Raw genomic sequence first — 22243 nt, forward strand, 5'->3', positions numbered from 1 at the left:
CACGGTAGCGGGCGCTGTCGTAGGGTCCCTGCGTGGACCTGCTCCGCCACCTGCGGCACTTCGTGGTGGTCGCCCGCGAGCTGCACTTCGGCCGGGCCGCCGAGGCGCTGGGCATGGCGCAGCCGCCGCTGAGCCAGTCGATCCAGCGGCTGGAGCGGGAGCTGGCGGTGGAGCTGTTCGACCGGTCCCGCCGGCAGGTCCGGCTCACCACCTCCGGCCAGCTGCTGCTCGGTGAGGCCGACGAGCTGCTGGCCGGGGAGCGCCGGCTACGCCACCTGATGCGCCAGGTCCGCGAGGGCGCGCTCGGCGTCTTTCGGGCCGGGGTGCCGCCGGAGACCCCGGCGGTGACGCTGCGCGCCCTGCTGGACCGGCTCGCCGTCGCCGCGCCCGGGCTCGACGTCGACCTGCACGAGCTGACCAGCGGCGAGCAGGTGCGGATGCTCGCCGAGGGACGGCTCGACGCGGGGCTGCTGCACCACCCGGTGCAGGCGGACGGGCTGCGCTTCGGCCCACCGGTGGACGTACCGGTGGGGGTGCTGCTGCCCCGGGCCTCGCCGCTGGCCCGGCCGCGTGCGGTGGCGCTGGCCGACCTGGCCGGGCTGGACCTGGTCGGCCCGCCCCGGCCCACCGCGCCCGGCTGGTACGACCACGTCCTGGACGTCTGCCGCCGGCACGGCTTCACACCCCGCCGGGTACGCCCGGCCCGTAACCCCGAGTTCATCTTCGGTCTGCTGCTGGCGGGTGGGGCGGTGGCGTTGGAGCCGGCGGCGTCCGCCCGGCGGGAGCCTCGGATCGCGTGGCGTCCGCTCGCCGGCGCACCCCTGGTCAAGCGGACGTCGGCGGCCTGGCCGGACCGCTCGGCGCACCCGGCGGCGGTGATGTTCGCCCAGCTCGCCGCCGAGGTGCTGGCCGCCGAGGAGCCGCCACCGCCGGCCCCGGTCGTGCCGTCGGCCCGGCCCTGGCCGGTGCTGTTCGACACCACCCACCACTGAGAAGTTCACGTCACCGCTCTCCCGCCGGCCACCCCGATCCCGTTAACATCGCCATCCATGAATACGAAGAGCTCCACCCGCCCGCGACCCGGGCGGATGGTCACGGCGTTCGCCCTCGCCGTCACCCTGGTGACCTCGGTGGCGGTGGCCGCGACGTCGGCGTCCGCGGCGGCCACCCTGACCGTGACGCAGGCGCTGGCCGCGCAGGACGGCCGGACCGCCACCGTCACCGGCTACGTGATCGGGCAACCCACCGCCTCGAGCACCGTCATCACCTCGAACTACACCGCCGACACCGCGATCGCCATCGCCGACGCCGCCGGCGAGACCAGCACCGGCCGGATGCTCTACGTCCAGGTCACCACGGCGTACCGGAGCAGCTTCGGGCTGCTGACCAACCCGTCGCTGCGCGGGAGGCAGATCACCGCCACCGGGACGCTGACCGCGTACTTCAGCCACGGCGGGTTGAAGAGCCCGACCGCGATGAGCCTGGGCGGCACCGCGCCGTCGCCCACCGCCTCGCCGTCGCCGACCTCGACCGGCGGCCCGTACGACTCGACCTACTACGCGAACGCGATGGGCAAGACCGGCACCGCGCTGCGCAGCTCGCTGCACTCGATCATCCGGACCCAGACCAGGCTCTCCTACGACCAGGTCTGGGAGGCGCTGCGGGACACCGACCAGGACCCGGCCAACACCAACAACGTGATCCTGCTCTACACCGGCCGCTCGCAGAGCAAGACCAGCAACGGCGGCGGGGTCGACGACTGGAACCGCGAGCACGTCTGGGCCAAGTCGCACGGTGACTTCGGCACCGCCACCGGCCCGGGCACCGACGTGCACCACCTGCGCCCGACGGACGCCTCGGTCAACTCGCTGCGCGGCAACAAGGACTTCGACACCGGCGGCAGCGCGGTCGCCGAGGCGCCGGGCTGCTACACCGACGCCGACTCGTTCGAGCCGCGCAACGCGGTCAAGGGCGACGTGGCCCGCATGATCATGTACATGGCGATCCGGTACGAGGGCAACGACGGCTGGCCGAACCTGGAGATGAACAACTCCGTCTCCAACGGCACCGCGCCGTACCTGGGCCGGCAGTCGGTGCTGTTGCGGTGGCACGCCCAGGACCCGCCGGACACCTTCGAGAAGCGCCGCAACCAGCGCATCTACGAGCGCTGGCAGGGCAACCGGAACCCGTTCGTCGACCACCCGGAGTGGGCCGGCGCCATCTGGGGCTGACTTGTCGCAGATCACCCCGGTCGGGCCGTGAGCGTACGGCCCGACCGGGTATGCCTCTCCGGTGGCACGCGCCCGGTGCACGTCGTCACGGCGACGGACCGGGCGTACCGGACGATGGGAGAAGAAGCCGGATGGCGAACACGATTCCCGACATCACCCTGAACGACGGCAACACCATCCCGCAGCTCGGCTTCGGGGTGTACCAGATCGAGCCGGAGGACACCGTCGAGGCGGTGGGCAAGGCCCTGGAGATCGGCTACCGGCACATCGACACCGCCGAGATGTACGGCAACGAGGCCGAGGTCGGCGAGGCGATCCGCCGCTCCGGGCTGGACCGGCGCGAGGTCTTCGTGACCAGCAAGCTCAACAACGGCTTCCACCGCCCGGACGACGCCCGCACGGCGTTCGAGTCGACGCTGGCCGCGCTGAAGATGGATTACATCGACCTGTTCCTGATCCACTGGCCGCTGCCCACCCTCTACGACGGCGACTTCGTCTCCACCTGGAAGACGCTGGAGGAGTTCCGGCGCGACGGCCGGGCCCGCTCGATCGGCGTGTCCAACTTCCAGGTCGCGCACCTTCAGCGGTTGGCCGCCGAGGCCGAGGTGGTGCCCGCGGTGAACCAGATCGAGGTGCACCCGTACTTCGGCAACGCCGACGTCCGCGCGTACGGCCGGGCACACGGCATCCCGACCGAGGCGTGGTCGCCGATCGCCCAGGGGAAGGTCCTCGACGACCCGACCCTGGTGGACATCGCCGAGGAACTGGACCGCACGGTGGCCCAGGTGGTGCTCCGCTGGCACGTGCAACGCGGCGACATCGTCTTCCCGAAGTCGACCACCCCGCAGCGGATCGAGGAGAACTTCCACATCTTCGACTTCGACCTGGACGAGGCGACGATGGAGCGCATCACCGGGCTGGACAGGGGCGAGGCCGGGCGGCAGGGCCCGAACCCCGACACGTTCGACTACCTGCCCACCTGACCGTCACGGACGCGGGGGCCGGGCGGCCGGTCCCCGCGTCCTCAGATGACGAAGTGCGTCCAGTAGGCCAGCCAGACCACGAACAGCACCCCCTGGAGCAGGGCCAGCGTGACGCTCAGCCAGACGTCGGCGGTGGCCGTCCTGGCCCAGCGGGCCAGGACCAGGCCGACCGGGAACGCGGCGAGCAGGTAGCGCAGCAGGCTCTTGTAGACCGGTGGGCCCATCGACAGCGGGGCCAGGACCATCAGCACCGCGTAGACGACGTACGGCAGCCCGATCCGCCGGGCGCCGGCGAGCACCACGGCCAGCACGGCGACGGCGAACCAGACCCGTACCGCGTCCCGGCCGTCGCCGCCGGTGAGGCCGTGCCACAGCACCCCCAGCGGGTCCTGCACGCGGATGCCCCAGCCCTTCTCCTGGGCGTGCTTGTAGGCGAACCAGTCCCCGCCCGTGACGCGGCAGAACGCCATGAAGGTGAGCCACCCGGCGGGGATGAGCAGCAGCGGCCACCCGTTGCGCAGGTACGCCCGCAGGGTGCCCGGGTCCAGCCGGTGGCGGTGCTGGCGCAGCAGCACCAGGGCCAGCGGGACGGCGACCAGGAACCCGATCGAGCGGCTGAGCCCGAGGAAGTACCCGACCAGCCCCACGACCAGCCACCGCCGCTGCTCGGCGTAGTGGAACGCGGCCAGGGCGAGGCAGAGGAAGAGCGACTCGGTCAGCGCCGCCTGGAACAGGAACGCGGTCGGCAGCAGCACCAGGTAGCGGGTGAACCGGCGCGCCGAGGCGTCGTCGCCGAGCACCGTCTCCCCCAGCCGCAGCGCGTAGTACAGCAGCAGCAGGAACGCCACGTTGGCGATGAGCAGCAGCGCCAGGGCGGTGTTCCCGCCGAGCAGCACCGCCACCGGCCGGGCCAGGAACGGATAGAGCAGGGGGAAGCCGAAGTCGTCCCAGGCCCCGGTGAGGGGTTGTCGGGCCAGGTGGTCGTAGATCAGGGCGTCCCAGGCGAACCACAGGGAGATCCAGCGCTGCGCGGAGATCGCCTCCTGGGCGGTCCGCATGCCGGCCTCGTCGGCCGGCGGCGCGCCGGGCACCCCGTCCCACGCCGCCAGCGCGATCACGCCGAGGACCGCGAAGACGACCTTGGCGCCGACGAAGAGCGCCAGGACGTGCCGCCAGCGCTCCGGCACCCGGGCGACCAGGCCGCCGGCCCGCGACCGCAGCCGGTCCACCCGTTCGCCTACGCCGGGACGACGGCCGCCCGGCGCAGGCGTCTCCTGGGTCGTGCCGTCGGCCATCAGCGCTTCCTCGCAGGTCGGGTCCGGACCCGCGGCCGACCGGGACGGACCGCGAACCTGCCCCGTCATCCCCCACCCGGCCCCGATGACACCTCCCGGACGGATGAGCCCCCCGACGGCGCGGAGCGGCATGATCGGGAGTTTCCCCCGCAGGGGACGTGAGAGAACGCGGGGACGGGGTATCCGCGCCTGTCCGCAGGGACCGACCGCAGGGAGCGCACGGGGATGGACGAGCGTCACGGCACGGTGGTCATCGGCGCCGGCCCGGCGGGACTGACCGCCGCGTACGAGCTGCTGCGGCACGGGGCGACGGTGCGGGTGTTCGAGGCCGACCAGGTCGTCGGCGGCATCAGCCGCACGGTGGAGCGCGACGGCTGGCGGTTCGACATCGGCGGGCACCGGTTCTTCACGAAGGTGCCGCGGGTCGAGGCGTTCTGGCACGAGGTGCTCGCCGACGAGGAGTTCCTGCTGCGCCCCCGGATGAGCCGGATCTTCTACCAGGGCGCGCTCTACGACTACCCGCTCAACGCCGGCAACGCCCTGCGCAACCTCGGGGTCCGGGAAGCGGCCCGATGCATGGGCTCGTACGCGAAGGCGCGGCTGCGCCCGCCCCGGGACCAGTCGCACTTCGAGGGCTGGGTGTCGGCGCGCTTCGGCTGGCGGTTGTACTCGATCTTCTTCAAGACCTACACCGAGAAGGTGTGGGGGATGCCGGCCGACCGGTTGCAGGCCGACTGGGCGGCCCAGCGGATCAAGAACCTGTCGCTGGCCCGGGCGGTGCTCAACGCGCTGCTGCCCCGCCGCAACCGCAAGGACGTGACCAGCCTGATCGAGGAGTTCCAGTACCCGAAGTTCGGGCCCGGCATGATGTGGGAGCGCTGCACCGACGAGGTCCGCCGGCGCGGCGGCGAGGTCGCCACCGGCACCTGGGTGACGGCGGTGCACCGTGAGGGTGGCCGGGCCGTCGCGGTCACCGTTGACGGGCCGGGCGGCGAGCGCCGGGTCCCCGCCGACCACGTGATCTCCTCCATGCCGATCTCCGAGCTGGTGACGGCGGTCCGGCCGGCCGCTCCGGCCGAGGTGCTGGCCTGCGCCGCCGACCTGCGCTACCGCGACTTCCTCACCGTGGCGCTGGTGGTGCCGGAGGAGTTCTCGTTCCCGGACAACTGGATCTACGTGCACGACCCGGCGGTGCAGGTCGGCCGGATCCAGAACTTCGGCTCCTGGTCGCCCTACCTGGTCAAGGACGGGCGCACCTGCCTCGGGCTGGAGTACTTCGTCTTCGAGGACGACGAGACCTGGCGGAGGGCCGACGACGAGCTGGTGGCGCTGGCCACCGCCGAGTTGGAACAGCTCGGCCTGGTCCGACCGGGGTGCGTAGAGAGCGGGTACGTGGTGCGGATGCCGAAGGCCTACCCGGTCTACGACGAGCGCTACCAGCACAACGTCGACACCATCCGGGGCTGGCTGGCCCGGGAGCTGCCCAACGTGCACCCCGTCGGGCGCAACGGCATGCACCGGTACAACAACCAGGACCACTCGATGTTGACGGCCATGCTGACCGCCGAGAACATCGTCCACGGCGCCGGTCACGACGTCTGGACCGTCAACGTGGAGCAGGACTACCACGAGCAGAACAGCGGCGACGGCCGGCGCGGCACCGGCCGGGACGCCCCGATCGTGCCGGGCCGCACCGTCGGGACGACGGTCGCCGGTCGTACGCCGGACCGCCGGCCGACGGGCGTCAACTAGGCGTCACGGGCGCACCTGCTCTGCGGCCACCTCGATCCCGACGACTCGTCCGGAGTGCTGCCCTGGTGAGGGCTTGACCTCGAGCGCGCTCCAACGTCCAGGGTGGAGTGCGGACGCCCGGCGGGGGCCGGGTGGAGGGGAGATCCATGCGCTACCGCACGATCGGCACCGACCCGGCGACCCGGCGGGAGGTGAGCGTGCTCAGCCTCGGCGCGATGCTCTTCGGCACCGCCACCGACGAGGCCACCTCGTACGCGATCCTCGACCGCTACGTCGAGGCCGGCGGGACGTTCATCGACACCTCGGACAACTACGCCTTCTGGGTCAACGGGAAGCAGGGCGGGGAGAGCGAGGAGCTGCTCGGGCGCTGGCGGCGCAGCCGGGGCGTCGGCGACGAGATCGTCGTCGCCACCAAGGTGGGGGCGCGGCCGCTCGCCCCGGGCACGAGCTACACCGACAACGCCGAGGGGCTGTCGGCGAAGGTGATCCGCGAGTCGGCGCAGCGCAGCGGGGAGCGGCTGGGCATGCAGCGGCTCGACCTGCTCTACGCGCACATCGAGGACCGCACCGTTCCGCTGGAGGAGACCGTCGGCGCGTTCGGCGAACTGGTCGCCGAGGGCACGGTCGGGCTGCTGGGAGCGAGCAACCACCGCGCCTGGCGGGTGGATCGGGCCCGCGCGCTGGCCGCGGCGGCCGGCCTGCCCGGGTACGAGGTGCTCCAGTACCACCACACCTACCTGCACCGCCGTACCGACCTGCCCAGCGAGCTGGACCCGGACGGTGACGTCGGCTCGGTCGGTCCGGACCTGGCCAGCTACTTGCGGGTGGAGCCGGGACTGACCCTGGTGGCGTACTCGCCGCTGGCCAAGGGCGGCTACACCCGGGCGGACCGGCCGCTCGGCCCGGCGTACGACCTGCCCGGCGCGCCCGGCCGGCTGGCCGCGCTGCGGGAGGTGGCCGCCGAGAGCGGGGCGACGGTGAACCAGGTGGTGCTGGCCTGGCTGATGGGCGGTGAGACACCGGCGATCCCGCTGGTCGGCGCGTCGTCGGTGGCGCAGTTGGAGGAGAGCCTGGCAGCTGTGGACCTGGAGTTGACCGAGGCGCAGCGGACCCGGCTGGACGAGGCACGCTGAGCGCCGGCCCGTGTCGGCTGATCCGGCACCACGGCGTGGCGTCAGTGTCGCCGCCGCGCCGTGGTGTCAGGCGCTCAGGTCGATCCGCCAGTCGTTGGAGCGCATCAGGTGCCCGGGCGGGTACTCGAACTCGGTCTCGCCGAGCAGCGTGAAGCCGGCCTTGCGGCAGACCGCGTTCGAGGCCGGGTTGTCCACCGACGGGTACGCGTGCGCCCAGCGGTGCCTTCGCTGGGCGACGGTCTCGGCGACGACCGCCCGGACGGCTGCGGTGGCCAGGCCGTGCCCCTGGTGTTCGGGCAGGATCGCCCAGCCCATCTCGTAGACCGGCTCGTCGTGCCAGACCCGCTCCCAGTAGCCGACGCTGCCGGCCTTCCCTCCGTCGGGCAGGACGACTGTGAACATGCCGCCCTGGCCGGTGCCGGCCAACCGCGCGTATCGCTCGTTCCGGGCGAGCACCTGCTCGTCGGTCTCCGGGCCGCCGGTGTGGTGGCGGATCTCCGGCGCGTTGAGCCGCCGCAGCAACGCCAGGTCGTCCCGGCCCCACGGCGTGATGCGTACCTGCGTCATCCCATCCCCCGTCCGGCTGTCCGGCCCTGAGTGAAGCAGCCACCACCGACAGTCTCCGTCCGTGTCACTTGACCTGCACCGTTAGCGTGCCGACCGTGACGCGGACCGAAGAGTCAGCCGCCCGGGGGCGGCTCGCGCGGCTGGCCCGGCCCGCCGTCGTCCTGCCCACGGTGCTGCTTCTCGGCGCGGTGCTGCTCTGGCTGCCGTTCCAGACGTCGCGCGAGCAGGACCGGTGGGCCGTCGAGTTGCGCGAGCGGGGCCGACCGGCGCAGGCGTACGTGTACGACGTGCAGACCAGGCGCAGCCGGACGACCGCGTACGTCCGGTACGAGCTCGACGGTGTCACCCACGAGCAGGAGGTCGCCTGCATGGAGGTGTGCCCGGCCTGGCGCAGCACCGTGCCGATCTGGGTGAGCCGCACCGACCCGGGGAATTTCGTCACCGACTACGGCCAGCTCAGCGGCCATCGTGGCCGGATTCAGGCCGTGCTGGGGGCCGTCGGCTTCGTGCTGCTGGCGGTGCCGCTGGTCGGGCTGCTCGTCGTCGGGGGCGGTCGGCTGAAGGACCGCCTGACGGCCCGGCCGTACGGTGGATCACGACCGCGCCCACGGTCCGTCGGCCCGGTGTCGATGCCCCGGTCGAAGCGCAAGCACGCGCGGGGCGGCCGACCAAACGATTGATAAGGATGCATGCCTATCCGTAGCATCCTCACCATGCGTGCCCGCCGCGTCACCCTCGTCGCCGCCCTCGCCGTGCTACTGAGCGGCCTGGCGGTCGGCGTCGCCCGCGCCGACGACACCCCGGCGCTGACCACCCCGAGCGCCCCGGTGGTGGTCGCCAACGAGCCGCACCGGCTCACCCTGGCCTGGTCACCCGCGCTGTGGAAGGGCGAGCCGGGCGGCCCGATCACCTACGACGTGCGCTCACCCCTGGGCGCGAACGTGTACCGGGGGCTCGGCAGCACACAGGACACCACCATCACGCTGACCAACCTGGCCCCCGGCACCGAGTACCGGATCGCCGTGCAGGCGTACGCGATCGGCGGGTACTCCGACACCTCACCGGTCACCGTCGTGCGGACCGTGAACGGGCGGGCGGTCGTCGACTACCTCAACCTGGACTGGTCGCCGACGGACAACCAGGCGCAGTTCGTGCTGCGGGTGACCAACACCGGGGACGGCCCGCTGGACCTCAGCACCGTGCGGATCCGCTACCACGTGCGCTTCGGTGACGGGAACACCTCGCTGGTGCCCGAGTGCGACTGGGCGCAGCTGGATTGCGCGACGATCCGGCGCACCCTCCAGTACTTCCCGCCGCCCGCGCCGCCGCCGGGCCCGCCCATGCCGAGCCCGACACCGACGGTCTTCCCGCCGCCCGGGACACCGGTCCCCGGCTGGGTGGAGGTCACCTTCACCGACGGCGTCCTCGTCCCCGGCGGGTCGACCGGTCCGATCCAGCTCCGCCTGCACCGGCACAACTGGACCGCCTTCGACGAGCGCGACGACCCGAGCTGGGAGGCGGCCGTCGGGGCGTGGACGCGCAACGACCGGATCACCCTCGACGTCGACGGGGTCCGCGAGTTCGGCGACACGTACGCCTGAGCGGGGCAGCCGACATCGCCGTCCGCGCCGGTCACCGGCATCTGACCGGCCACCGATGACTAGCCACGTCCGCACCGGGTACGCGCGGGCCATGGGTAGCCACAAGGAGAACAAGCACGACCCCGGCGGCGAGTCGGCCCGCGCCGGCCGGAGCCCGGGCAGCGGCGCACGCGGCCGGCAGGGCTCCGAGGTCGAGCGTTCACCGAAGCGCCGGCACCTGCGCGCGGCGACCGGCACGTCGGGCAGCGAGCGCGACCACGGCCGGTCCACGCTGGCACACGGTGACCGGGTGAACCGGCAGGGCGGGGCCTGACGGGTACCAGGGAGGGATGCCGCATGTCCAGGTTCCTGCTGAGGTCGACCTACACCGCCGATGGGCTCAAGGGCCTGGCCGGCGACGGCGGCAGCCGACGCGCCGAGGTCGTCCGGAAGATGGTCGAGGACGCCGGCGGTCGACTGGAGTCGATGTACTTCGCCTTCGGCGAGGACGACACCTACGTGGTGTGTGAGCTGCCGGACCATCCGACGGCCGCTTCGCTGGCGATCGCCATCGGCGCGGCGGGCGGCCTGCGCGTGCAGGTCACGCCGGTGCTGACCCCGGAGGAGGTCGACGAGGCGACCCGCCGGATGGCCGCCTACTCGCCGCCCGGGGCGTGACCTCCGGCGGCGGCCCGGGCGGCCGGGTCAGCGTCGGCCGCCTCGGCGGGCGCCTTCCTCGGCTGGGTGCGGCGCACCCGCCGCCCGGTCGTCGCCCGCCTCGACTTCGCGCCGCTGGCCCGCTCCGACTGCCAGGTCCGCAGCGCCCGCTTGATCCGCTGGTTCTCGGCCCGCGCCTCCTCCAGCTCACGCCCACGGGCGCGCAGCTCGTACGCGAGCCGGTGCAGCAGCGCGTCGACCTCCTCGCGGCGGTAGCCGCGCTCGTACCACGCGGCCGGCGGCAGCCGCACGGCGGCGATCTGCTCGGGGGTCAGCTGCTCGGTGAGGACGTTGCGGCTGCGGTACGTCCCCACGTCAGCGCCCCACCCGTCGGCCCGCGAACCCGTCCACCCTCGTGCGCCCCGTGATCCCCACGGCCGGGGATACGGATGATCACGGTGACGGGTTCACTACTCAGCGGGCGTCGGTGACCACGTGAGAGCAGGCGGGGCAGGCCGCCGGCCCCTGCTCGGCGTACCAGCGGCAGGTGCGTCGGATCGCGCACTTGGGCAGCTCCGGCGCAGCCGGGCCGACCACCTCCCGATAGGAGGCCACGACGCGGGCCCCGAGCCCACAGTGGTCACCGGTCCAGAAGCCGCAGGACGAGGTGACGCAGGGGCCGGCGAGCCGGTACCGGGCCTCGACCGGGGTGTCCGCGTCGACAGGCACGGCGAGCGCGACCTCGGCGGGAACCTGCGGGGTGACGTAGGCGACCCGGCCCGCCGGAGTGATCATGCCGAGGAAGACCGTGGCGTTGGCCGCGGTGGTGCTCGGACACATCCGCTCCGGCGGGTCCGGCCGGCGGGCCGGTTCGGTCACCGGGGCATCCAGAATCCGATGTCGTTGATCTTCTGGCCGAGTTCCTCGGCGAACGGGCCGTCGATGACCCAGATCCCGTACCACTCGGGGCGGAGCTTGAGGTTGGCGTGGCCGAGGGCGAGCGGGGTGGCCAGCTTCGCCCCGGCGCTGGACAGGGCGGCCAGCCCGGCCTTCTGGATCTCTCCGGCGATGTGGCTCTGCTGATCCGGGGTGAGCTCGACGCCGTCGACGACGAAGCGGAATTCGTTGCGGGCCATGTCGTGTCTCCGATCACTCGTACGATTCGGTGCCCAGCCCGCGGCGCAGGCTGACCCTGGTGAACGCGGCCCAGCCGGCCCGGGAGGCGACGTCGGCACGGTGCCCGGCCCGGCGGAGCACCCGGTTGGCGTGCTCCTGCCAGCCGGTCGACCGCTCCCCCCACAGCTCGCGCAGCGCCGCACCGGCGAAGGCGACCTGGGCGGACGAGCCCGTCCAGCCGGCGGCCCCGTCCACCACCCGCAGGCTGCCGTCGGGCAGCGCGCGGACCGTCGGGAAGTGGTGGTGCAGGCTGGCGAGGGTGCCCCACCAGGCGGCGTCGACCCGGCCGGCGGCGAAGCCGTCGCGCAGCTCCTCGCGGTACCGGTGGCGGACGGTGTGCAGGGTGAGGGTGTCGCCGTCCGCGCCGACCGAGGCGACCACCTCGACCGGCACGCTCCACGAACGGGGCGAGTTGGCCGACCAGAAGGCCAGCCAGGCGCCGAGGCGTTCGTGGAAGTCGGTCTGGAAGCGGGCCACCACGCCGTCCGCCGTGCGCAGCTGGGCGGTGGCGATCCCGTCGCGGGCGACCAGCGGGGTGGTGGTGCGGGTCGGGGCCGCCGTGGCGGCAGTCGGTCCGGCGGCCACGCCGGCGACGGTGACCGCCGAGGCCGCCGCCGCGCCGGCGAGCAGCCGGCGACGGGAGAGCGGGTGTCCGTTGTGGTCCATGCGCCGGACTCTATAGACCGATATAGATCACCTGAATGGCTCCGCTATCGGGACACCGACAGCAAACCCGGTGATCGACGGCGGCGTGAACAGGCATTCCTGTGCCTACGGGGCACGGCCGCTCACGCGCCCACCTCCCGCTGCGCCCGGACGATCGTGTCGACCGGCACGTCGAGCGCCCAGAGCACCGCCGCCAGGTAGTCCCGCACCCGCCAGCGCTGCTCCTCGGTCAGTCCCAGTCGCCGCCAGGCGCCGCCGACCGCCCGGCCGCCGCCCGGGCCGCCCAGCGCCGTGGTGAGCTGGGCCGCGAGGTGGGTGGCGAGCCGTGGGCGGTCGATCCCGATCAGGTACGGCGCGAGTTCGGCGTCCGCCGCGACCAGCCGCAACCAGCGGATCACCACATCGCGTACGCCGGCCGGGCCGAGCCAGTCGAACGTGTTCCGGGGGCAGGTGACCAACTCCGTCGTCCGCACACCCATGGATACGGGTCATCGACGGTCACCAGTTCAGCCGCACACCACAGGTACGCGGACGCTCACCCTCGCCGCAGGTCGCGCGTCCCGGCCCGCTGGATGCTCGCCGACCGCCCGACGCACATCGCTACCCGCCCGCGTCGGTCCGAGCCCGCTCAGCCGTCGAGTCGGGTCGCGGGCGCGGGCCGGTTCAGCAGCTCGGCGAGGCTGGCCATGGTGGACTGGAAGTCGACGCGGTCGGCGGCGTGGAACCGGCGGAAGAACCAGTCGGGCACCCGCGCCTGCCCCCGGCGGCTGTGCAGGATCAGGTCCTGCACCTGCCGGGCCAGGGTCAGCAGCTCCGCCTCGGCGGCCGGGTCGTGCGGGCGGCGCACGGCCGAGGTGATCCGGTCCTGCAGGATGCTCATGGCGCGGTCCCGGTCGACCGCGACGTCCCGCTGCCCCCGGTAGATCTCCAGGCCGAGCAGCAGCGCACCCAGTGACGGGACGAACCACTGCAACAGCAGTTGCGCGACGGTCAGCTCGGCGACCACGCCGAAGACCACACCGACCGAGACCCAGGCCGCCACCCCACCGAGCACGGTGTAGGCGTACCGGCGGCGCAGCCGCGCGCCCCAGCCGAGATTCTGCTGCTGGCAGGCCAGCACGTCGTACGGGGCGGGCAGGTCGGGGATCTCGTAGTAGTCGCGCAGGTAGACCTCGCCGCCCCGGTAGCGACGGTCGAGTCGGCTCACCTCGTGAGGGCCGATCCGCTCACCGGCGGCCACGGTGTTCCACGGCAGACCGAAGAGATCGACGTCGAACATCTCCTGGAGGGTGGCGGCCCGCCGGATCTGCCCGTTCGACCACGAGGCGAGCCCCACCGCGTTGGCGACGGCCCACAGCGCGCCCACGGCGGTCACCGCGGTGGCCGACACTCCGGTGAACGCCACCACCGCGCCGGCCACGCAGACCGCGATCGAAAGGTACATGCGCAGGCCGTCCAGCCGTTGGGCACGCGCGTGGCAGACCGACATGGCCCGGAGCAACGCCATCATCTCGGGATCGCACTGGTGCCTGAGCAGGGAATCAGCACGCTGCGTCACATCAGCCTCCCGGTTCGGTGACCGATTCTATATCCACCCTGCTAGATGTCACTTTTGGTGGCCGAGACAATCCCGATCGTGAATGGATGGTTACCGGTAAGTAGGGCTTTTGGCTGACACGCGAACTAGTACCGATTAACGGCCGAGTTGAGGTAGCTTCCTTCCGCGCGTACCCGCGCACTCCTCCCCCGGCGACGTACCCCCGGGTCGCCCCTGCCTGCTCCACCCCTCTTGCAGAAGGTTCAACGACGACGATGAACCACGGTCTTCACGCCGGCCTGGCGGAGTACATCCAGGACGATGAGGTGACAGCCGCCCTGTGCCGGTGGGCCGCCGGGTACGACGGCACGGTCTGCCGGCTCGCCCAGCCGCGGCGTACCCAGGGCTACAGCGGCGCGGTCCTGTTCACCATCGCCTTCACGCGAGCCGGACGCAGCGAGAAGCTGTTCGTCAAGGTGCTGCCCGCCGGCCGGGACGCACCGGAGCCCGGCCAGCAGGAGCGGGCCTGGTCGTCCGCCCCCGACTTCGCCGCCCGCCACCTGGTCCGGCAGCCCTACGGCTGGTATCCGGTGGGCGACGGTCGGCACCTGATGTTCCAGAGTGTCGCGAACGGCGGCGACCCGGTCTCGACCCTGACCGAGCTGACCGACGACGAAAACCTGGTCAGCGCCGTCCGGGCGGTGGTCACCGGCCTGCTCACGGACTGGAACGGCGACGTCAAGCAGCACCCCGGCGGTGGGCCGTCCATCCGACGCGCCGGCCTCCCCGCGTACGTCGGCCGGGAGCTGGCGGTGATGCGGGCGCTGCCGGAGGCCCGGGCGGCGGCTACGGAGCTGGGGCTGGTCACGCCCGGCGCGGACTGGGTACGCCTCGACGGCCGGGTGCTGCCGAACCCGCTGCGCCTGGCCGACGACGACTGCCTCTTCGCCGGGTTCACCCTCGACCACCTGTGCGGCTTCTCCCACGGCGACCTGCACGGGGGCAACGCCCTGATCCCGGCCCCCGGCGGCCCGGTCGACCCGCACCGGTTCTGGCTGGTCGACCTCGACAACTACCAGCAGGACGCACCGCTGACCCGGGACCTGGTCTGCCTGCTGCTGACCACGGTGCTGCGCTGGGTCGCACCGCCACCCGACGAGGACGGCGTGACCCACCCCGGGCTACCGCCCGACCAGGCCGAGAGCCTGCTCGACCACCTCGTCAGTCCGGACGACAAGCCGTCACCCCGGCTGCCGTCCGTCCTCGCCACCCTGGTCGGGATCGTCCACGAGGCGGGGATGGCCTACGCCGGGCGGGACAACTGGAAGCCGGAGTGGCGCCAGCAGTACCGCCTCTCCCTGGTCAGCCAGGCGCTCACCTGCATGACGTTCGACAGCGTCACGGATGCCGGCCGCACCTGGTGCTTCCGGCTGGCCACCCACGCCGCCGAGGCCCATCGCCGGGCGCACCACCCCGCGACGGTCCCCCCACCACCGGAGGCGGTGCCGGTCCCCCCGTCCGACGGGTCCCCTCCGACGACCCGACGCGAGTCCACCCCGGACACCCCGCACCCGCCCGTCCGGAGCGATCCGGTGCGGCCGCAGGGCACCGAGCCGGTCTCCGGGCAGACAGCCGCCGGCCCGGGCGGCGGGCAGGCCACTGCCGGGGCGCGACCGGGACGGCACCGGGCCGGCTCCGCCATCTCGCCGGCAGGTCCGGCGGCCCCCCACGCCCGGGCCCGCAACGCCGCTCCGATCGCCGGCGACCGGACCTCGCCGCGCCCGGCGACCGCCCTACCGGTCGGGACGCCGGAGCTCCGGCCGCGCAACCCCACACCCGGCGGCCCGGCCCCCCGTCCCCGCAGGCGGCTGAACGTCCGCTCGCTGCGCGTCGGCGTACGCCGGAGGGTGCCGCTGACCCGGTTCGTCGCGATCCTCGGCACCAGCCTGCTTCCACTGCTGCTGCCGGGCGTCACCGTCGAGCCGGGACGGTCCGGGTCGGTGGCCAGGACTCCCGTACGCGACGAGGGCGAGGGGCACGGGCACGGGGCGTCGACCACGACACCGGTCCTCGACGTGGCGGCCCCGCCGGGCAAGCTGCATCAGCTCGCCGCGGCCGTCGCAGCCCTGCCGGAGCCCGTGGCGCAGGGCAGGTACGCGTTCACCTGCCTGCGGGTGTGGTCGCCGAAGGACCTGGCGTACGGCTCCGAGGACCCGGACCGGTACCGAGAGGAGCTGCTCTGGTGGACCACCCGGCGCTCCGGCCGTCGGGCGGTGACCGCGGTCGAGGACGGCCGGCGCGCCGAGCCGGTCGTCACCCGGTACGACGAGGGTGACCTGACCGACGTGCCACCGAATCCGGCGACGGACCTGGCCGACCTGCGCCGGCAGGTCACCGCGCAGCTCGACCGGAAGCCGCCGGAGCTGCGCAACGCCGCCGGCGTGCTCAGCACCGTCGCGTGGATCTACCGGTACCGCCCGCTCACGCCACGGCAGCGCGCCGCCCTGCTCGTTCTGCTGGCCGAGACGCCGGGCGTCACCTACCAGGGCAGTTATCCCGACTGGGCCGACCGCGTCGGGCACGCGGTCAGCGCCGACGACGGCGAGGGACGCCGGGAGGTCCTGACGTTCCACCCGAGGACCGGGCAGTTGCTCAGCCACGAGTCCACCGGCCCGGGCAACAACCAGCTCAGCTACTTCCTGCTGCTGTCCACCACCCGGACGGACAGCACGGCGCACACCCGCTGCGACGCGGGCTCGGCCGACACCCGGCCCTAACAGAGGCGGTTGACGTAGTTCGCCCAGTTCCGGTACGGGGCGGCGTCGGCCCGGATCCGGTTGCCCGCGCCGACGCTGAACAGCGGGGTGTCGTAGTAGGAGAAGGTCACCGACCCGCTGCTCAGGTTGTAATGGGCCGACTCGACGCGGAACTGCCACTGCCAGGTCGCCAGGTTCTGCCGCCCGCACGAGGAGAGCTTGCCCCGGGGATAGCCGAAGTCGGTCCGGTCGTAGAAGCAGTACCAGCCCCAGGGGCAGTCCGCCACGGCGTAGCTGCGGTCGGGGGCGCGCAACGTGATCACGAGCGCGCCCCCGCCGTAGCTGATCTCGTTGTCGTTGATCGCCACCCCGCCGGGGTGGGCGGCAAGGTACGCCGCCACCTGCCGACGGGCGGTGACCCGCTCGGCGGACGCGGCCAGGGCCGGGCCGGGCACGGCCGGCGCGAGCAGGACCGCGCCGGAGAGCGCGGCGAGCGCCGTGCGCAGGAGACGGGACAGGACCATTCGGCACCTCGCTTGTGGTGAGCGCGCAGAACGGGAAGAGGAAAGCTCCGGACAGCGACAAGATATCGATGGATTTCTTCGTCCGACTCAGGATAGGAAGCCGTCCTGCCTGATCACCAGGCTGGCGGGGCACCGATCAGGTGTCGACATACCGATAATGAATCAGCCGGAGAAGAGGCCGGGACTCGTGAAACTTCCACGCCGGGGCATCGACAGAAACCTGCGCCGCGTACGTCAGGCCGCGAAGCCGCGCCTGCCCTCGGACGGGTCACCCGGTAACGGAAGTTCCTCGACGTGCTCCCACTCCAGTCGGTCCTCATGGGTCAACGCCGCCTCACCCCAGGAGACCCTGAGCAGTCCGGCGTCGGAGTTGCAGGCGTACGCGATCAGGACCACCCCCGGCGCAACGGTCAGCCGCTCGACGAGCTCCCGCAACTCGGCGCGGTCCCGGACTTCCGGTGGGTCGAGCTGCGGCAGCGGTAACGCCGGCTGTTCGTAGCGAGGCGTCGGCCCGTAGAGCGCCAGCAGGTCGCGGGCGAGACGGCTCAGCCGCCGATCGGGGCGTACCCGCTGCACCTCGACGTCGCTCTTCTCGGAGTAGTGCCATGGCAGCAATAGCTGCCCCGCGCACAGAGTGATCCGGATCTGCGCGCCGGGCGGATGCAGTTCGGTGACGTCGGAGAGCCCCCGGAGCTGGGCGCACAGCTCCTCGTACTGCACTTTCCATCGGACCGGCCCGAACGCATGATCACTGGTCAGCTCCGACGCCTCACGGGCGTCCATCGCCCGCTCCACGGTGCGCTGCAGAGCAGCCGGTATCCGCTTCCGCAGCGTGACCGCGTTGGCAAAGCCGAACTTGTCGATCGCCCAGCGCGACGGGCCGTCAGCAACCCCCACGCCGCTCACCCCCTGCGTTCGATCAGTCACCCAGAGATGACGATCTCACGCATGGGGCGTGAGGAAAAGACATCAGCCGATGCCTGCCACCTTCCGGCGGTGCAGCGCGAGAGCGTCCGGGTCGGGGCGATCGGCGTCGCGGGCCGGGGGGCGTAGCGGTTCACCGTGCCACGGGGCGTAGTGCACCACATGGGACTTGACGTGCACTCGCAGCTCCCCGTCGACCCAGATCAGACCCCGGTCGAAGAGGTTGTGCAGGTCGGCGCGGAGCAGCAGCCCGTTGGTGATCCGGTTGGTGGCCGGCCCGTCGTACGGGGAGATGTGCGCTGCCTGGAGCGCGGCCTCGGTGTCGCAACCGGTGATCGCGCACCGCCCGCCGTACGCCACCATCAGCTTGCGGCGGAACTCCGACTGCCCCTGTCGGGCGGTGACCTCGGCGAGTCGACGCCGCCGACCTTCCGGTAGCGACTCCGGCTCCGGTGCGTGGTGGTGGTTCAACGCATCCGCCAACAGCTCGGACTCCTGTGGCAGCAGCCCTCGCACGCTGCGCACCGAGCCCGCCGGCACACCCGCAACGGCGTTCTCGTCGGACAGGAGGTATCGGGTGAGGTCTGCGTCCCACCGGATCGCCACCCGCCAGCCGAGCGTGTCACCATGGGCCTGCTGGTACGGGTCATCCCAGGCGACCCCGACGGCGACGAGGCGGCCGACCGGCTCGGTGGCGTACGCCCAGATCCGGTCACCCGCGGCGATCTGGTGGTAGCTGGATCCGAGACGCCAGTCGACCACCTCCTCCGGCGCGGCGAAGTACTCCCAGATGGTGCGTTCCTCACCCCACAACGGGCTGCGCTCGTTCACCGGATAGATCCAGTCGCTGGTGCGGGCGGTCCGACCGAGCACCTGGTCGGCGAGGCGGCTGTTGTGGCCCCGGCTGTGGATGGTGCGGGCCGGCAGCAGGGACGCGGCGAGGGCACGGGCCGCTGCGGCGAACCGCTCGTCGGCGAGCGCGGTGATCAGGGCGTCGACCGGGCCGGCGACCCGCTCCTGGTCCGCGCCGCCGTCCGCGTAACCCGACGGCTCCCGTTCCAGCCTCGGGAACTCCTTGCGGAAGGCCCGCGCGGACCAGTGCCGGCCGAGCAGTGACCCATGGACGACTACGAAGCCCGCTGGCGTCGGATCCACGGCAGGGTCGAAGGGCTCGTGCACGACGAAGGTTTCCATTGTCTTCATGGAGACCGCCGAGAGCCGTGGCGGGTTCGTCCGGGTGCTCGGCAGGCAGGAGAGCGCCCAGTGCTCCCGCTCGGTCGCCTCCGCGTCCGGCACGGCGGCATCGAGGTACGCACGGTTGGCCGCCACGACCGCGTCGAAGTAGGGCCCGGCCACGAGCCGGTCGAATCGACCGACGGTGGGGCCGGACGGCCGGCGCTGCCCGGGAAGCATCCGGTTGAGCCGTGGTGTCACCCGCGACAGCAACGTCTCCTTCAGCCGCTCCGGGTCGTCGGACTCCCGCCAGCGGATCTCGCAACGGTTGAGCCAGGCTGCGATCTCGGCGGCCGTGGCGTGCCGGCCCAGCTCGTGGTCGAGCTCGCCACCGACCTGCTGGTGCAGGACGGAGGAGCCCCGGCTACCGGTCAGGTGCTGCCGCATCCGGTCACGCAACCGCCGATTGGTGAACCCCACGTAGATGATCTCGGCACCGTCGAGGACCACGTGCACGCCGGGTGCGGCAGGCGCGGCGGCGACCGTTTCCGTCGTGTACGGCCGCGCGGGGCTGAAGTCGGCGAGCAGGTCATTGAGGGAGGCGTCGGGCATCCCCGGACGCTACCGGCGGGGCACGCCTCCCGACCGTCCCCCGAACGCCCGAGGCCGAATCGACGGACATGCCTTCGGTCATGCTAGGTCGAGCCGCGACGGGCGACCTACGTCCCGCCCAGGTGGGTGAGCATGGTGCGGTTGGCGGCCCACCCGTCCGGGAACTTCACCGGCACGTCCAGGTGCACCGTCTCCGTCGACGGGTGCGCGTCCAGCAGCTCACCGATGCCCGCCCGCGCCACCACGACGCAGGCGTGCCGGTGCCGCGACGCCAGCACGCAGAGCCGCCCCGACTCCAGGTGGAACGTGGTCGCGTCGCGCCGCCCCGACAGCGGGTGCAGCACGATTGTCAGGTCGTACTCGCGGCCCTGGAGCCGGTTGGCGGTGTCGACGGTGACGCCCGCCCCGGCCTCGCCGAGGTGGGCGCGGATGGCGGCGACCTGGTCGCGGTGCGCGGCGCCGATGGCGATCCGATCGGCGGTGACCGGCGTGCCGGTCGGCGCGTGCTCGCTGACCGCGATCGCGCGCCGGGCCAGCACCCGCAGTGCCAGCGCCGCGCAGGCCGAGGCCGCCTCCGCGTCGGTACGCACGGTGTGCCGGGCCGGCAGCTCGTGCAGCGCCCAGCCGGTCGCCGCGGCCGTCTCCACCGCCGCGTCGAGCGCGTCGCCCGGCCCGGGCCCGGTGAACGCCAACGCCCGCTCGGCGGGGCCGGTGCCGGCGCGGAAGCCGGTGAACGGGTAGAACGCCTCCGCCACCACCGGGGCCGCCGACGCGGGCAGCCGCCACGAGACCGGCAGCCGGTGCACCGGCAGCTGCGGGTTGTGCCGCAGCAGCACCGCCACCGCCGCCTGCATCGGATCCCAGGTCAGGCCCGTCCAGCGGACGGTCTCGACGGTGGAGAACGGGTCGAGCTGCCCCGGGTCACCGACGAACAGCGCCCGCTCGAACCTGCCGGCCACGCGCAGCAGGGCGTCCGAGCGCATCTGGTACGCCTCGTCGACGATCGCCCACGGCCAACAGCCCTCGACGACCGTGGCCCACTTGGCGGCCGTACCGATGACGACCGCCGGGCCGCCGAGGTCGGCGACCTTGGCGGCGACCCGGACGTTGTCGTGGCCCTTCACCCGTGCGGACGGCTCGTAGTCACCGGCGGACAGCCGGCCGATGCGCAGCTCGGGGGCCTTGCGGGCGAGCCGGTCGATCAGGTCGTCGACCTGCTCGTTGGTCTGCGCCACGATGATCAGCGGCTCGCCGGCGGCGGCCAGTTCGACAGCGGCGCGGACGACGAGGGTGGACTTGCCGGCCCCGGGCGGCGAGTCGACGACCACGCCGCGGTGCGCGCCGGAGCGCAGATCGGCGAGGACGGCGGTGATGACCTGCTCCGCCTCGACGGCGGGCGGGACCGCCAACGTGGCGCGCATCGACCACCTCCCGGCACGGCTGCCACCCCTGGCAGCGGTCCCGCCACCATACGAGCCCGCCCCGACAGCGCGCCGGCCCGGTGGCGGATGCACGCCATCGTGGCATCGCCGGTCCGACACCTCTCACGCCGGATGACGACAGTGCGGTGCGGCCACCGCGACGCATCCTGTACCCGTGCCGGGGCGAGCCGGCGCCGACGAGGGAGGCCGGATGTCGCTCGAAATGAAGATGATCAACGACCGGTGGCAACGCGACTACGTCACGGAACTCCTGACGCACATCATCCAGATGCAGCACGCCGGACTGGACGCCCTGCTGACCCAGACGCTGGTGCAGGAACCCAACGACGCCTACCTGTTGAAGACCGCCGCCGGGCGTCCGTTCGGCTCGCTACGCGGGCCGGGGTCGGCCATCGCCGCCTACGAAAACTACGTCAGCCAGACCTTCGGCGATGACGCCCACACCATCATCGAGCTGGTCGTCGCGTACGCCTCCGGCGTGCAGGACTCCTCGTGGGCGCCAATGGTGCAGATCGTCAAGGAGTTCCTGGTACGGCAGCGGACCCGGCCCGGACCCGAGGCCTACTTCTGGAAGCAGATCAGCGACAACGCGAAATCGTGGGCGGAGGCGAAGAACGACATCAGCCAGCTGCGGATGCAGCGGCTCGGCCTTCCGCCGGCCGGGGACACCGCACGCCAGGAGCTGAACCTGCGCAGGGCGGTCGTCAGTTGGCACGCCTTCACCCAACTGCTGCTGCGCCACACGGCGTTTCCCGCGAACAACCAGAACGATGAGACTCTCACCGTGGTCCGGACCGAGAGCGCGTCGGCGCTCGCACACTTCAAGCGGCAGAACACCGGAGCGGCCCTGACCACCGAGGAGATCGCCAACCCCTCCACCGTGTACGACGTCCCGCTGATCGCCATGCGGGGAGCGCTGGAGTCGTCCTCGCTCTACACGATCAAGACCATCCACGGCAACGTCGTCACTGAATCGGTGGTGCCGCACCACCGCATCTTCGCGCTCTATCTGACCGGTCGACCGCGCTCGGTCGAGCACCGGATGTCGTTCTTCGGCAACGAAACGGAGAACGAGGTCACCTTCATGCCAGAAGGGCTGCCCTTCCGGATCAGGAAGGAGAGCGACCTCAGCTTCGTGAAGCCCACGTCCACCGAGCTGACCTGGTAGCCGGAGTCCGGCAGGTGGATGCGTGAGCAGGCCGACAACCATGCGACCTCACCTAGCGTCTCGACAG

23 protein-coding genes are annotated in these 22243 nt (G+C 72.4%); 11 read left to right on the top strand and 12 right to left on the bottom strand.

All coding sequences use genetic code 11. The annotated features are described in order from the left end of the window. Positions 1-32 precede the first annotated feature (32 nt). The 3 genes from ACPFP2_RS04125 to ACPFP2_RS04135 all read left to right on the top strand — a co-directional run bounded on the left by ACPFP2_RS04125 (position 33) and on the right by ACPFP2_RS04135 (position 3214). Positions 33-992 (top strand): LysR family transcriptional regulator, encoded by a 960-nt coding sequence (locus tag ACPFP2_RS04125; RefSeq protein ID WP_424086220.1) that lies wholly within the window; start codon positions 33-35, stop codon positions 990-992. Between the two features lie 57 nt (positions 993-1049). Next, a complete protein-coding gene (locus ACPFP2_RS04130) occupies positions 1050-2231 on the top strand; it encodes an endonuclease (protein WP_424086222.1) in 1182 nt (393 codons plus the stop codon). Positions 2232-2362: 131 nt separating this feature from the next. After that, the gene (locus ACPFP2_RS04135; protein ID WP_424086224.1) at positions 2363-3214 is read left to right on the top strand and encodes an aldo/keto reductase; all 852 of its coding nucleotides are present in this window, start codon (positions 2363-2365) and stop codon (positions 3212-3214) included. A 41-nt stretch (positions 3215-3255) separates the two neighbouring features. On the opposite strand, the gene ACPFP2_RS04140 is transcribed toward ACPFP2_RS04135, so the two are convergent. Then, positions 3256-4509, bottom strand: coding sequence for a hypothetical protein (locus tag ACPFP2_RS04140; RefSeq protein WP_424086226.1), 1254 nt, complete (start codon positions 4507-4509; stop codon positions 3256-3258). A 225-nt stretch (positions 4510-4734) separates the two neighbouring features. On the opposite strand from ACPFP2_RS04140, the gene ACPFP2_RS04145 reads away from it, so the two are divergent. Both ACPFP2_RS04145 and ACPFP2_RS04150 read left to right on the top strand, forming a co-directional pair. After that, a complete protein-coding gene (locus ACPFP2_RS04145; protein ID WP_424086228.1) occupies positions 4735-6261 on the top strand; it encodes an NAD(P)/FAD-dependent oxidoreductase in 1527 nt (508 codons plus the stop codon). 146 nt (positions 6262-6407) lie between these two features. Further along, positions 6408-7394: an aldo/keto reductase gene (locus tag ACPFP2_RS04150; RefSeq protein WP_424086230.1), complete on the top strand. Its 987-nt coding sequence runs from the start codon at positions 6408-6410 to the stop codon at positions 7392-7394. Between the two features lie 66 nt (positions 7395-7460). On the opposite strand, the gene ACPFP2_RS04155 is transcribed toward ACPFP2_RS04150, so the two are convergent. Beyond that, positions 7461-7961: a GNAT family N-acetyltransferase gene (locus ACPFP2_RS04155; protein ID WP_424086232.1), complete on the bottom strand. Its 501-nt coding sequence runs from the start codon at positions 7959-7961 to the stop codon at positions 7461-7463. Between the two features lie 95 nt (positions 7962-8056). On the opposite strand from ACPFP2_RS04155, the gene ACPFP2_RS04160 reads away from it, so the two are divergent. From ACPFP2_RS04160 to ACPFP2_RS04175, 4 genes are all read left to right on the top strand, one after another. Continuing rightward, a complete protein-coding gene (locus ACPFP2_RS04160; RefSeq protein ID WP_424086234.1) occupies positions 8057-8641 on the top strand; it encodes a hypothetical protein in 585 nt (194 codons plus the stop codon). Positions 8642-8674: 33 nt separating this feature from the next. Continuing rightward, the gene (locus ACPFP2_RS04165; RefSeq protein ID WP_424086236.1) at positions 8675-9562 is read left to right on the top strand and encodes a fibronectin type III domain-containing protein; all 888 of its coding nucleotides are present in this window, start codon (positions 8675-8677) and stop codon (positions 9560-9562) included. A gap of 91 nt (positions 9563-9653) precedes the next feature. After that, positions 9654-9875 (top strand): hypothetical protein, encoded by a 222-nt coding sequence (locus ACPFP2_RS04170; protein ID WP_424086238.1) that lies wholly within the window; start codon positions 9654-9656, stop codon positions 9873-9875. 23 nt (positions 9876-9898) lie between these two features. Beyond that, positions 9899-10219, top strand: a complete 321-nt coding sequence (locus ACPFP2_RS04175; RefSeq protein WP_424086240.1) for a GYD domain-containing protein — start codon at positions 9899-9901, stop codon at positions 10217-10219. Here ACPFP2_RS04175 and ACPFP2_RS04180 read toward each other — a convergent pair. The 6 genes from ACPFP2_RS04180 to ACPFP2_RS04205 all read right to left on the bottom strand — a co-directional run bounded on the left by ACPFP2_RS04180 (position 10198) and on the right by ACPFP2_RS04205 (position 13598). After that, positions 10198-10572, bottom strand: coding sequence for a DivIVA domain-containing protein (locus ACPFP2_RS04180; protein ID WP_424086242.1), 375 nt, complete (start codon positions 10570-10572; stop codon positions 10198-10200). The genes ACPFP2_RS04175 and ACPFP2_RS04180 overlap by 22 nt on opposite strands. 100 nt (positions 10573-10672) lie before the next feature. Then, positions 10673-11077 carry a hypothetical protein gene (locus ACPFP2_RS04185; protein WP_424086243.1) on the bottom strand — a complete coding sequence of 135 codons (405 nt, stop codon included), beginning with the start codon at positions 11075-11077 and terminating at the stop codon, positions 10673-10675. Beyond that, a complete protein-coding gene (locus ACPFP2_RS04190; RefSeq protein WP_424086245.1) occupies positions 11074-11334 on the bottom strand; it encodes a hypothetical protein in 261 nt (86 codons plus the stop codon). The genes ACPFP2_RS04185 and ACPFP2_RS04190 overlap by 4 nt, the downstream gene beginning before the upstream one ends. A 13-nt stretch (positions 11335-11347) precedes the next feature. Beyond that, positions 11348-12040, bottom strand: a complete 693-nt coding sequence (locus ACPFP2_RS04195) for a hypothetical protein (protein ID WP_424086247.1) — start codon at positions 12038-12040, stop codon at positions 11348-11350. A 122-nt stretch (positions 12041-12162) separates the two neighbouring features. Then, positions 12163-12519: a globin gene (locus ACPFP2_RS04200; RefSeq protein ID WP_424086249.1), complete on the bottom strand. Its 357-nt coding sequence runs from the start codon at positions 12517-12519 to the stop codon at positions 12163-12165. A gap of 149 nt (positions 12520-12668) precedes the next feature. After that, the gene (locus tag ACPFP2_RS04205; protein ID WP_424086251.1) at positions 12669-13598 is read right to left on the bottom strand and encodes an S-4TM family putative pore-forming effector; all 930 of its coding nucleotides are present in this window, start codon (positions 13596-13598) and stop codon (positions 12669-12671) included. 254 nt (positions 13599-13852) lie between these two features. Here ACPFP2_RS04205 and ACPFP2_RS04210 point away from each other — a divergent pair, with 254 nt between their 5' ends. Beyond that, entirely contained in the window at positions 13853-16354 is a 2502-nt protein-coding gene (locus tag ACPFP2_RS04210) for a hypothetical protein (RefSeq protein ID WP_424086253.1), read from the top strand. Here the strand turns inward: ACPFP2_RS04210 and ACPFP2_RS04215 are convergent. The 4 genes from ACPFP2_RS04215 to ACPFP2_RS04230 all read right to left on the bottom strand — a co-directional run bounded on the left by ACPFP2_RS04215 (position 16351) and on the right by ACPFP2_RS04230 (position 20987). Then, entirely contained in the window at positions 16351-16857 is a 507-nt protein-coding gene (locus ACPFP2_RS04215) for a hypothetical protein (RefSeq protein ID WP_424086255.1), read from the bottom strand. The two genes, ACPFP2_RS04210 and ACPFP2_RS04215, sit on opposite strands and share 4 nt — an antisense overlap. A 234-nt stretch (positions 16858-17091) precedes the next feature. After that, positions 17092-17754 carry a hypothetical protein gene (locus tag ACPFP2_RS04220; protein WP_424086257.1) on the bottom strand — a complete coding sequence of 221 codons (663 nt, stop codon included), beginning with the start codon at positions 17752-17754 and terminating at the stop codon, positions 17092-17094. Positions 17755-17826: 72 nt separating this feature from the next. Continuing rightward, positions 17827-19566, bottom strand: a complete 1740-nt coding sequence (locus ACPFP2_RS04225; protein WP_424086258.1) for an HNH endonuclease — start codon at positions 19564-19566, stop codon at positions 17827-17829. 107 nt (positions 19567-19673) lie between these two features. Next, complete coding sequence (locus ACPFP2_RS04230; protein ID WP_424086260.1) at positions 19674-20987, bottom strand: AAA domain-containing protein; 1314 nt, start codon at positions 20985-20987, stop codon at positions 19674-19676. 211 nt (positions 20988-21198) lie between these two features. On the opposite strand from ACPFP2_RS04230, the gene ACPFP2_RS04235 reads away from it, so the two are divergent. Next, complete coding sequence (locus ACPFP2_RS04235; protein WP_424086262.1) at positions 21199-22176, top strand: hypothetical protein; 978 nt, start codon at positions 21199-21201, stop codon at positions 22174-22176. Positions 22177-22243: the final 67 nt, after the last annotated feature.

Source organism: Micromonospora citrea (assembly GCF_049629545.1).
GTDB lineage: Bacteria > Actinomycetota > Actinomycetes > Mycobacteriales > Micromonosporaceae > Micromonospora > Micromonospora citrea_A.

What these genes read in the sequence shown, in the direction of transcription:
- ACPFP2_RS04130 (WP_424086222.1), top strand. Translation starts at nt 1,050, where the DNA reads ATGAATACGAAGAGCTCCACCCGCCCGCGACCCGGGCGGATGGTCACG.
- ACPFP2_RS04135 (WP_424086224.1), top strand. Translation starts at nt 2,363, where the DNA reads ATGGCGAACACGATTCCCGACATCACCCTGAACGACGGCAACACCATC.
- ACPFP2_RS04140 (WP_424086226.1), bottom strand. Translation starts at nt 4,509, where the DNA reads ATGGCCGACGGCACGACCCAGGAGACGCCTGCGCCGGGCGGCCGTCGT.
- ACPFP2_RS04145 (WP_424086228.1), top strand. Translation starts at nt 4,735, where the DNA reads ATGGACGAGCGTCACGGCACGGTGGTCATCGGCGCCGGCCCGGCGGGA.
- ACPFP2_RS04150 (WP_424086230.1), top strand. Translation starts at nt 6,408, where the DNA reads ATGCGCTACCGCACGATCGGCACCGACCCGGCGACCCGGCGGGAGGTG.
- ACPFP2_RS04155 (WP_424086232.1), bottom strand. Translation starts at nt 7,961, where the DNA reads ATGACGCAGGTACGCATCACGCCGTGGGGCCGGGACGACCTGGCGTTG.
- ACPFP2_RS04165 (WP_424086236.1), top strand. Translation starts at nt 8,675, where the DNA reads ATGCGTGCCCGCCGCGTCACCCTCGTCGCCGCCCTCGCCGTGCTACTG.
- ACPFP2_RS04170 (WP_424086238.1), top strand. Translation starts at nt 9,654, where the DNA reads ATGGGTAGCCACAAGGAGAACAAGCACGACCCCGGCGGCGAGTCGGCC.
- ACPFP2_RS04175 (WP_424086240.1), top strand. Translation starts at nt 9,899, where the DNA reads ATGTCCAGGTTCCTGCTGAGGTCGACCTACACCGCCGATGGGCTCAAG.
- ACPFP2_RS04190 (WP_424086245.1), bottom strand. Translation starts at nt 11,334, where the DNA reads ATGGCCCGCAACGAATTCCGCTTCGTCGTCGACGGCGTCGAGCTCACC.
- ACPFP2_RS04195 (WP_424086247.1), bottom strand. Translation starts at nt 12,040, where the DNA reads ATGGACCACAACGGACACCCGCTCTCCCGTCGCCGGCTGCTCGCCGGC.
- ACPFP2_RS04200 (WP_424086249.1), bottom strand. Translation starts at nt 12,519, where the DNA reads ATGGGTGTGCGGACGACGGAGTTGGTCACCTGCCCCCGGAACACGTTC.
- ACPFP2_RS04210 (WP_424086253.1), top strand. Translation starts at nt 13,853, where the DNA reads ATGAACCACGGTCTTCACGCCGGCCTGGCGGAGTACATCCAGGACGAT.
- ACPFP2_RS04215 (WP_424086255.1), bottom strand. Translation starts at nt 16,857, where the DNA reads ATGGTCCTGTCCCGTCTCCTGCGCACGGCGCTCGCCGCGCTCTCCGGC.
- ACPFP2_RS04225 (WP_424086258.1), bottom strand. Translation starts at nt 19,566, where the DNA reads ATGCCCGACGCCTCCCTCAATGACCTGCTCGCCGACTTCAGCCCCGCG.
- ACPFP2_RS04230 (WP_424086260.1), bottom strand. Translation starts at nt 20,987, where the DNA reads ATGCGCGCCACGTTGGCGGTCCCGCCCGCCGTCGAGGCGGAGCAGGTC.
- ACPFP2_RS04235 (WP_424086262.1), top strand. Translation starts at nt 21,199, where the DNA reads ATGTCGCTCGAAATGAAGATGATCAACGACCGGTGGCAACGCGACTAC.